Source organism: Vibrio sp. 10N.261.55.F4 (assembly GCF_041470465.1).
GTDB lineage: Bacteria > Pseudomonadota > Gammaproteobacteria > Enterobacterales > Vibrionaceae > Vibrio > Vibrio crassostreae_C.
On the sequence record NZ_JBFRMM010000036.1, the window covers coordinates 90,891 to 104,675 of the forward strand.

Sequence of the window (13,785 nt, forward strand, 5' to 3'; positions counted from 1 at the left end):
TAAGGTGAACAACTCAAAAAATACCAATAAACAACTGAAAATAAAGAATAATTTTACAGATCGAACAGATGATCAACGATCTTTTCTCGATCTTGCGTTGTGGAAAAGAATGCTGATGGCGTTTTATTCATAAAAATACGTGCCACTAAATATGCATCTTGTTGAAATGGTAGGTATAAAAAAAGCGACACCCGAAGATGTCGCCTAGCAAAAACCGGTAAAGCCATTCAAATTGAATACCACAGCTTTACCTAAAAGCTATAAATTACACTGGAAGCAATGTGAGCAATGTGAGCAATGTCGTGTCAAAAAGAACTTAGTACAAGTTCGCGAGAATTCTGTTGGGTAACCAAGTAGATACTTGAGTACTTAACATCCTTGTGAACATTTCCTTATTCCCTAAGACGAAGTTAATAATAATGATTCTCATTTAATAGTCAACACTTAAATGATAATAAATCTCATTTAATTTATAAACCGTTAACAGCAGTGCTTAAATTTGCTTCAAAAAATGGATTCTATGGTCATTAATGTCTTCTTTTTCTTCAAATTTTTCGATTAGGTAACCGTTTCTCAATAACAGACGCAACATTGCAGGGAACTGGTTACGAGACTTAACCTTTAACTGTCTGTAGCCCTGCTCTTTCGCCCACTGTTCCTGAGCGTCTAATTGCGCCTGTGCAACGCCTTTGTTCCTCGCGAGCGGTGACACGCCACCAAACCAGCTGTAAAAAGTATCTTGACCCAATTCATAGCCGATCTTAAAACCGAGCAGCACGCCAGCTTCTTCAGCCACTAAAATAAGGTTCTTTTTCCCTGCTAGCCGCTCTGAAAGAGAAGAGACGCTCTCTTTTTTAGCGAACTCAGAGATCTGCTCGACCACAGACACCACTTCTTCTAAAGAACCTTCACGTACGACAACTGACATCTTATTCATCCTTATAAACGAAAGGGCTGGCACAATGGCCAACCCTTTACTGATCACTTAAGTGAGATCTACACGGTTACTTTTCTTTTAAATGCTCAGCAGCTTGTGCGTTATCTTCAGCAAGCCACTCTGCGACATCTTTAGCGAAGTAAGTAAGAATGCCATCAGCGCCAGCACGCTTAAAGCACAACAGTGATTCCATGACGGTTTCGCGCTCTTTCAGCCAGCCGTTTTGAATCGCCGCTTTGTGCATCGCGTATTCACCAGATACTTGGTAAGCAAACGTAGGCGCTTGCAGTTCGTGCTTAACACGACGAACAATATCAAGGTAAGGCATGCCTGGTTTCACCATCACCATGTCCGCACCTTCATTAAGATCCATCGCGACTTCATGAATCGCTTCATCGCTGTTGGCTGGATCCATCTGGTAGTTCTTCTTGTTACCACCTTTCAGGTTCGAAGCACTGCCAACTGCATCACGGAATGGGCCGTAGTAGCACGATGCATATTTTGCAGAGTACGCCATAATCTGAGTATGAATATGGCCCGCTTCTTCTAACGCTTCACGGATCTTACCAATGCGACCATCCATCATATCCGATGGGGCAACTACGTCAGCACCCGCTTCAGCGTGTGATAATGCTTGCTTGATCAAGACTTCAGTCGTCTCGTCATTCATCACGTAACCATCTTCATCGATGATGCCGTCTTGGCCGTGAGTGGTGAACGGGTCTAGTGCTACGTCAGTAATAACGCCAATGTTTGGCACATGCTCTTTTAGTAAACGTACAGCGCGCTGCACCAAACCTTCTGAGTTATGAGCTTCAGCTGCGCATAAACTTTTAGCATCTTGGTTCACGACTGGAAATAGAGCAATCGCAGGAACACCCAGCTTTGACAGGTAATCTGCTTCCTCAAGCATGTAGTCGATCGACAAGCGTTCAACACCTGGCATTGACTCGACAGGCTCGCGGCGGTCTTTACCCATCAGGATAAACATTGGGTAGATTAGATCATCCACAGACAATTGATTTTCTGCCATTAGGCGACGGCTAAAGTCGTGCTTACGCATACGGCGCATACGGCGACCTGGGAATTGACCTTGAATTGAAACAGACACTAGATTCTCCTTGCCTAGTCTAAGCACCGAAATACTTAGATATGAAAAGTGCTAAATACAGGCAAAAGCATATCACTGATGGCTCAGGACGCTAGCAGTAAAATATGAAACCCACTCAAAAATAGGGATAAATGGCAAAAAATGCCCTTCTCCTCACACTGCCGTATACTCATGACAACTCAGTAAAGACCGCTTTCAGGACAAAACAATGATCGACACCCATGCTCATATTTACGCTAGTGAATTCGATGAAGACCGCGAACAAGTTGTGCAGCGCGCACTGGCTCAAGGGATTGATACCATTCTATTGCCGAACATCGATTTAGAATCTATCGAACCAATGTTAGCAACGGAAGCGCAGTTTCCTGATGTGTGCCGTTCAATGATGGGCTTACACCCTTGTTATGTGGATGCGAATATCGAGCAAACCCTCAAAACCATTCGAGCTTGGTTTGATAAGCATGACTTTATCGCCGTGGGTGAGATTGGTATCGACTTGTACTGGGATAAAACCTTCAAGGCTGAACAAGAGATGGCGTTTGTGACTCAACTGCAGTGGGCAAAAGAGCTTGATCTACCTGTGGTGATCCACACTCGTGATTCCATTGAAGAGACACTTGCCCTACTTCGTAAAGAACAAGATGGCAGCTTACGCGGGGTATTCCACTGCTTTGGTAGCAGCTTAGAGGAAGCTCAAGCGATCAACGAGCTAGGCTTTCATTTAGGTTTAGGCGGCGTTTCGACCTTTAAGAACTCTGGGATGGACAAGGTGATCCCACATCTCGATATGGATTACGTCATTCTAGAGACAGATTGCCCATACTTGGCACCAACACCGAATCGCGGTAAACGCAATGAACCAGCCTACACAGAATTAGTAGCAAAACGCATCGCCGAATTACGCGGAATTACCCTTGAAGAAGTCGAAAACATAACCACCAAAAATGCTAAGGCATTGTTTAATTTATGACAAATCTATTAATAAGTAATTATTACGGATTTTTCCTGAATTTATTTGAGAAAGCTAAGTGACATGTATAGTATCAACCACCTGCATATGGAGATAGTTGATTATGTGTGACCATTCACAACACTTACAACGTCAACATCGAACCCTATGGCATAAAATTTTGGGCATCAAAGAGCTCTATATATGTCAGAACTGTGGCTATCAGTTAAAGATTCGATAAACAGACATAATAAAAAAGCGGCCCTAGGCCGCTTTTTTATTATGTAATTTTTACTGAAGCATCCCGAATCAAGATTCAGCTTCTTCCTCTTCATCCGCATCTGGCTTACGCGTATAAAAACGTGCGAAGAACAGACCAATCTCAAACAGAATACACATTGGAATCGCCAACAGTGTTTGCGAGATCATATCTGGTGGTGTCAGCATCATACCGATGATGAAAGCACCCACCACAATGTAAGGACGCTTTTCAGACAGAGATTGAGGCGTTGTTGCACCCGTCCAACACAACAAGATAATCGCAACAGGCACTTCAAAGGCAATACCAAAAGCAAAGAACAGCGCGAGTACAAAATCAAGATAGCTTGAGATGTCGGTTGCGAACTCTACTCCCCCTAATGATATGGCCGTAAAAAAGCCAAATACCAAAGGGAATACAATGAAGTAAGCGAACGCCACACCACAGTAAAACAGCAATGAACTTGAAGCCAATAGCGGCATGATCAAGCGTTTTTCATGCTTGTATAAACCCGGAGCAACAAAAGCCCACACCTGATACAAAATAAACGGAACCGCGAGGAATATAGACGCGATCAAGGTTAATTTCAGCGGTGTGAAAAATGGCGATGCAACATCGGTTGCGATCATCGTCGCCCCTTCCGGTAGACGATCTACCAAAGGTGCTGATACGAATTCATAAATATCATTAGCAAAATAAATTAGCCCGACAAATATCACTAGCACCGCGACAATCGCACGTAGTAGGCGATTACGTAGTTCTAGAAGGTGGCTAATTAAAGGCTGTGTCTGCTCAGTCGAAGACATGTCAAACCTCTTAAACAGGAAGATCGAAAAGGAGCCGCGCGTGTATCTATCCAGTTGAATTGGTATCCACTTGAATAGTTATTTACTTGAATAGATATCTATTTAAACATCTAGCGAATCAAGTATCCGGCGACTCCTCCTTGCGAGACTATTCGGCTTTCTTATCTGACGGTGCTGAAGCTTCACTGTTGACCTGAATGGTTTCAGATTCCACAGTTTCCATGACACTAGGTTTAGTCTCACTTGGCTTATCAGACTCAGGCTTAGCATACGGACGTTGAACCTCAGCAGCGGCCTGCTTGAGTTCATCGACTGACGCTTTAAGGTCTGGAGATAAATCTTCCATACCCATTTTTTCCGCCTTGCGTAGGTTTTCTTGCAGCTCTTGCACCTTAAGCTCATGAGAAAGTTCATCTTTCACACTGTTTGCCATGCTTTTCGCTTGTCCAACAAACTTGGAAATACTGCGAATCGCCACGGGCAAACGCTCAGGCCCTAAAACCACTAACCCAACGACAGATATTAATACCAGTTCCCAAAAACCGATATCAAACACGATTTACGCCTGCTCTTTGTCTTTCTTTGTTTCAGCAGTTGTTTCAGCGTGAGCTTCTGTCTTCTGCTGTTCAATATTCTTTGGTTCGAAGTCTGCATCTTTCTTATCTGCAGGCTTGTCTTCATCGCTCATCGCTTTTTTGAAGCCTTTAACCGCTGAACCTAAGTCACCACCCATACCGCGCAGTTTCTTTGTTCCGAATAGCAAAATTACAATTACAGCAATGATTAGAAGTTGCCAAATACTGATACCACCCATTGTCATTGTCCTCGGGTCTGTCTACACATAAAAATATTAAGAGAGTCTACTGTCTAACGACGGTAAGCTCGCCAACTAAGCAACCAAAATGTGACACCTGCGATGCCACAGCCCATAGATAGCTGCTCATAAGGGCTTGAAACTAATATTGCGGAGCATACGACTAAAGTGGCTCCAACGCCAAACAAAAACTTTCCAGTTGCTTGCTGACGCTTACTATCTCGGTAACCTTGATAAAGCTGATCCATTCTGTGGTTCATCGCTTTACCTTGGCGCAAGCTGTCATAAAGTAGCTCTGGCAGCTCTGGCAGTTTTTCTGCCCAGAATGGCGCACGCTCTTTTACTGCGTTGATCACAGCTTGCGGCCCCACCTGATTCATCATCCAGGTTTCAAGGAAAGGCTTCGCCGTTGCCCACAAATCAAGTTGCGGATACAGCTGACGGCCTAGGCCTTCGACATACAACAAGGTCTTTTGCAGAAGCACCAACTGAGGTTGAACCTCCATGTTGAAACGTCTTGCTGTATTAAATAAGTTTAGCAACACATGGCCAAATGAGATCTCGCCAAGTGGTTTTGCAAAGATTGGCTCACACACCATACGGATCGCGAACTCAAAATCATTGACGTTAGTGTCGTGTGGCACCCACCCCGAATCAACGTGTAGCTCAGCAACTTTACGATAATCTCGATTGAAGAAAGCCAACAAGTTCTCTGCTAAATAGCGCTTATCTTCGCTATTGAGCGTACCAACAATGCCACAATCCAAACCAATCCACTGAGGGTTATCTGGATTCTCTGGGTTAACAAATACGTTGCCCGGGTGCATGTCTGCATGGAAAAAGCTATCTCGGAATACTTGGGTGAAGAATACCGTCACACCGCGTTCCGCGAGCAATTTCATGTTGGTGCCGTTGGCTTCTAGCGTCTCAATATCGGAGACTTGAATACCATAGATTCGCTCTGACACCATCAGGGTTTCGCTGCTTAGATCAGGGATAACCTCTGGAACATACAGCTCTTCACTGCCTTCAAAATTACGTCGCAGTTGAATGGCATTGGCCGCCTCACGGCGCAGGTCGAGTTCATCAAGTAACGTTTTCTCGTACTCGTGAACCACTTCAACCGGTTTCAAACGACGTGCTTCAGGAAGCGACTTAGCGACTATACGCGCCATTCGGTGCATCAGTTTTAGATCTGCGTCAATCACCGGGCGAATATCAGGTCGAATGACCTTCAGAACAATCTCGCGACCGCTCTCTTTAAGCTTTGCGGTATGCACCTGAGCAATAGAAGCAGAAGCCAGTGGCTCGATATCAAAGTCGGTAAACCAGTTGTCTAAACTGCCACCCAACGCCTTTTCCATATCTTGCTTCGCCAATTGACCATCAAACGGCGCAACTTGGTCTTGCAACAACGCCAACTGATCGGCGATATGAGGAGGGAACAGATCACGACGTGTCGACATCATCTGTCCAAACTTGATCCACACTGGACCAAGTTCTTGCAGCGCAAGGCGCAAGCGATGACCCAACTCTTTATCTTGATGCTTGTTCTTGAGCCAAAACAGTGACTTTCGCGCCAACAAAGGGGCTTTAGTCAGTTGGTGTTCCGGCATCAACTCATCAAGGCCATATTCCAACTGTACCTTGATAATATGATAAAGACGTTTCAGTTCTGCTGGGGTCATGCTTTCTCCAACAGAGCGTTCAACTTAGCTTCAAGACGAGCAGCAGAGCTTTTTACGTCATCAACTTGGTCGCAAAAATGCGCGACTTCTAACGGTGCTGGTGCGATCTTCCACTCTTCAGTCAGAACTTGAGCAACATGGTTTTGATGCTTAGTCGCCTGTTTTGCTACAAAGCCACCGACGTTTTTAACGCCTTGCACCAAGGTATGCGCAACCACATCACCCGTCACACGCGATAACCACTCTTCCAAATCAGGCTTGCAGTCTGTCATCAGTTGAGCAAATTTCTGAGCCAGTTGAATATCACCCTCTAAGATCAACTTATCTTGCTTGATCAGCTTGGTGATGTTCGATTGCTCACGCAGTTCAGGCAGTACCGATAGGTTCAAAGATAGGTAGCAATCAGGCTGCCCTTCGTATTCCGACAACACATCGATCTGTTGGCTGAAAACGAAAGTGAGTGTTTTATTCAACTCTTTCAAATTAACTTGAATGATCTGCCCCTTTAAACGAGACAAACGACGAACCAAGGCTGGATCATCGTTCACGAAAGTATTTAAAGAGGTTTCAATAACCGCGGTTACCAATGGATCAAATGGCATGACTGTCCTTACCTTTGAAAACGGATAAGCCTTAACCTATCCGTTCTGTCTTTATTCTTATTTTTAGCACGCCCTACGAGCCTGCTACCAAGTTCGACTAGAACTTGTAACCACGGTGCAGCGCAACAATGCCGCCCGTTAGGTTGAAGTATTTCGTATTTTCAAAACCCGCTTCTTGCATCATGCCTTCCAAGGTTTCTTGGTTAGGGTGCATGCGGATTGATTCTGCAAGGTAACGATAGCTGTCTGCGTCGTTGGCAATCAGCTCACCCATTTTTGGCAACAGGTGGAAAGAGTAGGCATCGTAAACCTTTGATAGAGGCTCAAGTACTGGCTTAGAAAACTCAAGAACCAACAGACGACCGCCCGGCTTCAGCACACGGTACATTGAACGCAGCGCTTGGTCTTTATCGGTAACATTACGCAGACAGAAGCTGATGGTAATGCAATCGAAGTAGTTATCTGGGAAAGGCAGCTCTTCAGCATTGGCTTGAACGTAATGTACGTTGCCAACAATACCGCTATCACGCAGCTTATCGCGGCCAACATTCAGCATTGAGTTGTTGATATCAGCAAGAACCACATGGCCTTTTTCACCAACGATACGCGAGAATTTCGCAGTAAGGTCGCCAGTACCACCACCAAGATCTAGGATACGCTGACCAGGGCGAACGCCACTGCAATCAATCGTGAATCGCTTCCACAAGCGGTGAACACCACCCGACATTAAGTCATTCATGATGTCGTATTTAGCGGCTACAGAGTGAAATACCTCTGCTACTTTCGCGACTTTTTCGTCTTTCGCGACTGTTTCGAAACCAAAGTGTGTGGTTTCTGACTCTACTGCTGAATTTGTCTGCACGCTTGTGTCCATAATGCTGTTATCTACCATGGTAAGTTCTCATCGACAGCACGCTCCGTGTTTAGAGGCGCTGCGGCCGATTAGTTTACTTTATCCTCAGCGGGTTGTCTTTCTACTAAGGAGGCATTTTCTGAAAAAGCCTCATTTTGCGCCATTTCGGCCAAACCAATCGAGATCGGTTTCTTCACTTCAACACCCAATTGCTTGAAGCTTTCGGCCTGACGAATCACGTTGCCTCGCCCTGTGACTAGCTTATTCATCGCCCCTTGATAACTTTGGTTTGCTCTATCAAGTGAGCTGCCAAGGCCTTCCATATCATCAACAAACAGGCGCAGCTTGTCGTAAAGCTTGCTCGCACGTTCTGCGATAACCTGTGCGTTCTGGTTCTGTCTGTCGTTACGCCACAGGTTATCAATTGTACGCAGTGCCACCAGCAAAGTGGTTGGGCTGACCAAGATGATGTTTTGCTCCATCGCATCTTTCACCAAGCTAGGATCCGCCTGAATCGCCACTTGGAATGCTGGTTCAACCGGGATAAACATCAACACGTAATCCAGACTCTGTATGCCTTTGAGCTGATGATAATCTTTCTGGCTCAAGCCTTTGATGTGCGCTCGCAGTGACACCAAGTGATCGCGCAATGCAGCATCGCGTTGCTGATCGGTTTCGGCATTGAAATAGCGTTCAAATGCCACCAGCGCCATTTTTGAATCGACCACCACTTGCTTGTCTTGTGGCAGATGCACAATCACATCCGGTTGATAACGCTTGCCCGCATCGTTTTGCAGGTTCACTTGCGTTTGGTATTCGTGGCCTTCGCGCAGTCCTGATTCAGCAAGCACGCGAGCCAGCACCACCTCGCCCCAGTTACCTTGTTGTTTGTTGTCACCCTTTAGCGCTTGAGTCAGGTTCACCGCTTCACGCGTCATACTCTCATTAAGACGCTGCAGGTTTTTAAGCTCATGCACCAAAGTATGACGCTCTTTGGCTTCTTGGCTGAAGCTGTCGTTCACTTGTTTCTTAAAGCCTTCCAACTGCTCTCTTAGTGGAGACAACAAACCTTCTAGGCTCTGCTTATTCTGCTGATCGACCTTGGCGGTTTTGGTTTCAAACAGTTGGTTCGCTAACAATTCAAACTGCTGCTTAAGTCGTGATTCAGCTTGCTCTAGCAACTGCAGCTTTTCGCTATTGGCGAGGTTTTCTTGGTCATGCCTTGCTTCTTGCTCGCGCAGCTCGGCTTCTAATTCAGACTTATGATCTTTAAGCACATTGATCTCATCAGCGTACTGCTGGCGCTCTTGCTTTACCGCCTCAAAGTAGCGCAGTTTTTCCATTGCAGCCATCACCTTACCGTGCGCCTGCTTGAGCTCGAATGCCGCTTTGTCTCGGTCATCATCTAACTCATCGAGCTCTTGTTGCGCCTCTGCGAGTGATGCTTTGAGCTGAGCTTGCTGAGATTCATGCAACAAACGATCGGACTCTAGCTGCTGCTCGAGCAATCGCTGCTGAAAAGAGAGCTTCTGTTTAATCCACCAACCCACGACACCGCCGCTGACGAGCGCGCCAGAAATTGCAGCAATAAGCGTTGCCTGATGTTCGATAATCCATTGCATGATAATGATTTAGCCTAATTTGAAATAACTCATTAAATGGTATTTTGATACTGGATAAATGTCCAGTTTGCCGTATTAAAATTCGACAGATAGACTAGGCGCTCCGTATTCTGTCCCATCAAATTAGAATGAGTTGCCATGAACGAACGTCGTGCCTTGGGCTTTGGCCTTTCCGCAGTACTGCTGTGGTCAACGGTCGCTACTGCTTTTAAGCTGACCCTTGCTGAGTTTTCACCGATTCAAATGCTGACCATTGCCAGTATTGTGTCGTCGATTGCGCTGATCGCAGTCTGCGCCTTTCAAGGTAAGCTCTCTCAGCTGAGTACTACGTTCCTTTCAAACCCTTGGTATTACCTGCTGCTCGGCTTGGTCAATCCACTGGCCTACTACCTGATTCTATTCAAAGCATACGACCTATTGCCAGCATCTCAAGCGCAGGCCATCAACTACAGTTGGGCAATTACGCTAACCTTGATGGCGGCGGTTTTTCTCGGACAAAAGATTCGTAAGCAAGATTGGATTGCTTGTACCTTCAGTTATGCGGGTGTGGTGGTCATTGCCACCAAAGGCGATGTGCTAGGAATGCAGTTCGATAGTCCACTTGGTGTGGCTCTGGCGCTACTTTCAACCTTGCTTTGGGCGGGATACTGGATTCTAAACACCAAAAACAAGGCTGACCCTGTGATTGGCGTATTGCTTGGTTTCTTAGTGGCATTGCCCTTCGCGATCGGTTTAACCATTTACGAAGGCGAGAGCTTTAGCCAAATCACAGCAAAAGGTTGGATGGCTGTGACTTACGTAGGCCTGTTTGAGATGGGCATTACCTTTGTCTTATGGCTATCAGCACTGAAGCTGACCAACAACACAGCGCGTATCAGCAATCTGATTTTTGCGTCACCGTTTATCTCGTTGATGCTACTTTCCACTATTATCGGCGAAGAGATTCACCCAGCGACCCTGTTTGGCTTGGTACTGATCATTACCGGCCTTGTTATCCAGCAGATCAAATGGGGAAAGAAGAAAAACAACCTCAGCCCTGAAAGTTAATGCCCAGAAAGATTAGGATTATCGCACTACGCGACTTCCCGAATTATCAACGATAACAAGCTTTGAATACAAAAATGGCGAGTCCTATGACTCGCCATTTTTATTTTAATTATTAAGCATCTACCTCTAGAGTCATGTTAGTTCCCTAATATTTCACTGAAGTCATTTTCAGCGAATAACCCCAACACCTCCGATATTCAAAAACACCACATCAAAAAGTTCGATATAGATTGCTATAAGTTTTACTAATAAGACTATTACGCATCCAACTAGGTAATACGACACCGTCATGATTATATGTTATGAAAATGTTACCTAAGGAAGTGACGTGTCCCTATTACAAGAACTAGAAGAGTGGCTACCAGAAATGGTAGAAATTAGACGAAATATTCATCAACACCCAGAACTGGGTTTTGAAGAGCACAACACACAAAGTATGGTAATCGCCAAGCTCAAGGAATATGGCGTTGAACAAATAGACTCTCGCTTTGGAGGAACAGGCGTTGTTGCGGTTATCCAAGGGGAACTCGGTGACGGAAAAACTTTAGGTTTAAGAGCCGATCTGGACGCATTGCCGATCCACGAAGAAAACAACTTTTCTCACCGTTCTTGTCAGGCCGGAAAAATGCACGCATGTGGGCATGATGGACATACCACAATGCTGCTATATGCAGCAAAATACCTCGCAAAAAACCGTCAATTTAATGGTAAAGCCGTACTCATTTTTCAACCCGCTGAAGAAGGCGTTGGTGGCGCGCAAAAAATGCTTCAGGATGGCTTACTTGAGTGCTATCCATTAGATGCATGTTACGCACTTCATAACATGCCAGGAATACCAGAAGGGCATTTCGCATTCAAAGAAGGACCGATCATGGCAAGTTCCGATCGTCTCTTTATTCAGATTAATGGCAAAAGTGGGCATGCGGGCCTACCACAAAACACTCAAGATCCTTTATTAGTTGCGACCCATATCTATCAAGGTATACAAGGCTTAGTTAGTCGAACTTATAGCCCGTTTGAACCGCTTGTCGTTTCAGTCACACAGTTACATTGCGGTGAGACAACTAACGCTATCGCTGATACCGCTCAAATGAGTGGCACCTTCAGAACTCTCTCCCAAAATGTGCGAGACCGCTTGGTCTCTCAACTTGATACTTTGGTTTCTCACACTGCCATGGCTTTCGACATGACCGCACAATTCTCCCTAGGTCCAATATCTCACCCACCCACCGTCAACAGCTTCCCCGAAGTCGAGACAGCAGTGAAAGCCGCCTCTTCAGTCGTTGGTAATGATCAGGTTAACGCAACATGTGAGGCTTTATTAGCCAGCGAAGACTTTTCTTTTTTTCTAGACCAAGTACCGGGATGTTATGGGTTCATCGGCAACGGATTAACCATCAATGGAGAAACGATAGGCTTGCACCACAAGAACTACGATTTCAATGATCGAGTGTTACCGACCGGAGCCGCATACTTCATCTCTCTACTTCAACAAAACTAGCTCATAAAAATTAGCACAGGGGTCACGGTGACCCTCAATAATCACAGGAGTGTGAAATGTCAGGTTTACTAGATCAAAAACAACTCCCTCAGAAAGTCAGCATAATTGATCGTATTGAGAAGTTTGGTGACCGAATACCCCATCCATTCTATATGTTTATTACCTTATGCTTAGCGGTCATATTCTTGTCTTGGATAGTGTCGACTTTTGGTGGGAATATAGCGCACCCTTTGAGCGGAGATGAAATCAAAGTAAAGAACCTGCTCAGTGGCGAAGGGTTTGTGTACATTCTAAATTCAGCTGTATCAAATTTTATCGCGTTTAAACCTCTTGGTTTGGTACTTTGCATGATGCTCGCGGTAGGGCTTGTTCAAGAAGTAGGATTAGCAGACTCAGCAATTAAACAATCGCTTTTAAACGCACCCAAAAATTTCGTAACTGCCTCTATATTTCTAACCGGGATCATCGGTAACTTAGCATCTGATGCGGCGTTTATCTTAGTGCCTCCTTTAGCTGGCATCATTTTCTCTGCGACCAATCGAAACCCTGTCGTAGGAATTGCTGCTGGCTTTGTTGCTGTGGCCGCAGGCTTTACTGCCAACGTATTTATCGCAGGAACGGATGTTTTACTCTCCGGTATTTCAACAGAAGCTGCCCGCATTGTTGAACCTGTAGAAGTTAGCCCCGCGGCTAACTGGTACTTCATGCTTCTTTCGGTACCTCTCTTGGTCATACTTGGAACACTTATAACAGACAAATACATAGAACCGCGATTTGATAAGCAAACAAAACGCTCTGCCGAAGAGTCTCCACTGAGCACTGAAAACCCTGAGAAATATAGTGTCACCGACATTCAAAAACGAGCTTTAAAATGGTCTGGGTACGCATCAATTGTTTTTATCCTAGGAATGGTGGCGCTACTACTTCCAAGTGATTCGCCATTGAAAAACGCCGATGGCGGCTTAGTTCCATCTCCCTTCCTTACTGGCATAATCCCAATAATTATGGCGTTTTTCATTATGAATGCCGTGGTTTACGGTGTAAAAGCCGGAGAGATAAAGAAAGCGAGTGATGTGCCCGATCTGATGGCGAAGTCATTGCATGGTATTGGGGGTTACATCGTCTTAGTTTTTGTTATTGCCCAATTTATTGCTTGGTTTAATTGGTCTAACTTGGCTATATTTTTCGCTGTGAATGGCGCTGAAATGCTCGCTCAGGTTGAAGTGCCAAAGCTATTAATGTTAGCCATGTTTATGATACTTGCAGGGTTCATGAACCTGATTGTTTTCAGTGGTTCGGCTCAATGGGCAATCATGGCCCCAGTCTTTATTCCACTATTCATGCTACTGGATATATCACCTGAATATACTCAGATGGCTTACCGAATCGCAGACTCAACAACCAATATTATATCTCCAACAAACCCTTACGTGCCGATGGTATTAGCGTTGATAGCCAAATATAACCCCAACGTAAAATTCGGTACATTTCTAGCTATGATGGTCCCATATGCATTCTTTCTATTTACAATCTGGGGAGCTGTATTCTTGACCTACACTATGCTAGGTCTACCTGTTGGACCTATGTAGACCGCGT

The 13,785-nt window shown here is 45.1% G+C and carries 13 protein-coding genes; 4 read left to right on the forward strand and 9 right to left on the reverse strand.

The features are described 5' to 3' along the window. Window positions 1-493: 493 nt before the first annotated feature. Window positions 494-928: a GNAT family N-acetyltransferase gene (locus AB4249_RS17125; protein ID WP_372104122.1), complete on the reverse strand. Its 435-nt coding sequence runs from the start codon at window positions 926-928 to the stop codon at window positions 494-496. Between the two features lie 76 nt (window positions 929-1,004). Then, window positions 1,005-2,048 carry a porphobilinogen synthase gene (gene hemB / locus AB4249_RS17130; protein ID WP_017060158.1) on the reverse strand — a complete coding sequence of 348 codons (1,044 nt, stop codon included), beginning with the start codon at window positions 2,046-2,048 and terminating at the stop codon, window positions 1,005-1,007. Between the two features lie 208 nt (window positions 2,049-2,256). Here hemB and AB4249_RS17135 point away from each other — a divergent pair, with 208 nt between their 5' ends. After that, entirely contained in the window at window positions 2,257-3,018 is a 762-nt protein-coding gene (locus AB4249_RS17135) for a TatD family hydrolase (RefSeq protein WP_017063053.1), read from the forward strand. A gap of 288 nt (window positions 3,019-3,306) precedes the next feature. Here the strand turns inward: AB4249_RS17135 and tatC are convergent, their stop codons facing one another. The 7 genes from tatC to rmuC form a co-directional block, all read right to left on the reverse strand. Continuing rightward, on the reverse strand, window positions 3,307-4,062 hold the full coding sequence (gene tatC, locus AB4249_RS17140) for a twin-arginine translocase subunit TatC (RefSeq protein ID WP_017060156.1): 756 nt from the start codon (window positions 4,060-4,062) through the stop codon (window positions 3,307-3,309). A gap of 148 nt (window positions 4,063-4,210) precedes the next feature. Beyond that, on the reverse strand, window positions 4,211-4,618 hold the full coding sequence (gene tatB / locus AB4249_RS17145; RefSeq protein ID WP_017060155.1) for a Sec-independent protein translocase protein TatB: 408 nt from the start codon (window positions 4,616-4,618) through the stop codon (window positions 4,211-4,213). A gap of 3 nt (window positions 4,619-4,621) precedes the next feature. Then, window positions 4,622-4,876 (reverse strand): Sec-independent protein translocase subunit TatA, encoded by a 255-nt coding sequence (gene tatA / locus AB4249_RS17150; protein ID WP_017060154.1) that lies wholly within the window; start codon window positions 4,874-4,876, stop codon window positions 4,622-4,624. 53 nt (window positions 4,877-4,929) lie between these two features. Then, the gene (gene ubiB, locus AB4249_RS17155) at window positions 4,930-6,564 is read right to left on the reverse strand and encodes a ubiquinone biosynthesis regulatory protein kinase UbiB (RefSeq protein WP_017065813.1); all 1,635 of its coding nucleotides are present in this window, start codon (window positions 6,562-6,564) and stop codon (window positions 4,930-4,932) included. Next, window positions 6,561-7,166: an SCP2 domain-containing protein gene (locus AB4249_RS17160; protein ID WP_017063051.1), complete on the reverse strand. Its 606-nt coding sequence runs from the start codon at window positions 7,164-7,166 to the stop codon at window positions 6,561-6,563. The genes ubiB and AB4249_RS17160 overlap by 4 nt, the downstream gene beginning before the upstream one ends. A 97-nt stretch (window positions 7,167-7,263) precedes the next feature. Beyond that, a complete protein-coding gene (gene ubiE, locus AB4249_RS17165) occupies window positions 7,264-8,043 on the reverse strand; it encodes a bifunctional demethylmenaquinone methyltransferase/2-methoxy-6-polyprenyl-1,4-benzoquinol methylase UbiE (protein ID WP_026012235.1) in 780 nt (259 codons plus the stop codon). A 65-nt stretch (window positions 8,044-8,108) separates the two neighbouring features. Then, window positions 8,109-9,641 carry a DNA recombination protein RmuC gene (gene rmuC / locus AB4249_RS17170; RefSeq protein ID WP_017063049.1) on the reverse strand — a complete coding sequence of 511 codons (1,533 nt, stop codon included), beginning with the start codon at window positions 9,639-9,641 and terminating at the stop codon, window positions 8,109-8,111. A 138-nt stretch (window positions 9,642-9,779) separates the two neighbouring features. Here rmuC and AB4249_RS17175 point away from each other — a divergent pair, with 138 nt between their 5' ends. The 3 genes from AB4249_RS17175 to AB4249_RS17185 all read left to right on the forward strand — a co-directional run bounded on the left by AB4249_RS17175 (window position 9,780) and on the right by AB4249_RS17185 (window position 13,778). Next, window positions 9,780-10,688 carry a DMT family transporter gene (locus AB4249_RS17175; RefSeq protein ID WP_372104124.1) on the forward strand — a complete coding sequence of 303 codons (909 nt, stop codon included), beginning with the start codon at window positions 9,780-9,782 and terminating at the stop codon, window positions 10,686-10,688. A 328-nt stretch (window positions 10,689-11,016) separates the two neighbouring features. Next, window positions 11,017-12,189, forward strand: coding sequence for an amidohydrolase (locus tag AB4249_RS17180; protein ID WP_017079350.1), 1,173 nt, complete (start codon window positions 11,017-11,019; stop codon window positions 12,187-12,189). 56 nt (window positions 12,190-12,245) lie between these two features. After that, on the forward strand, window positions 12,246-13,778 hold the full coding sequence (locus tag AB4249_RS17185) for an AbgT family transporter (RefSeq protein ID WP_102332585.1): 1,533 nt from the start codon (window positions 12,246-12,248) through the stop codon (window positions 13,776-13,778). Window positions 13,779-13,785 lie beyond the last annotated feature (7 nt).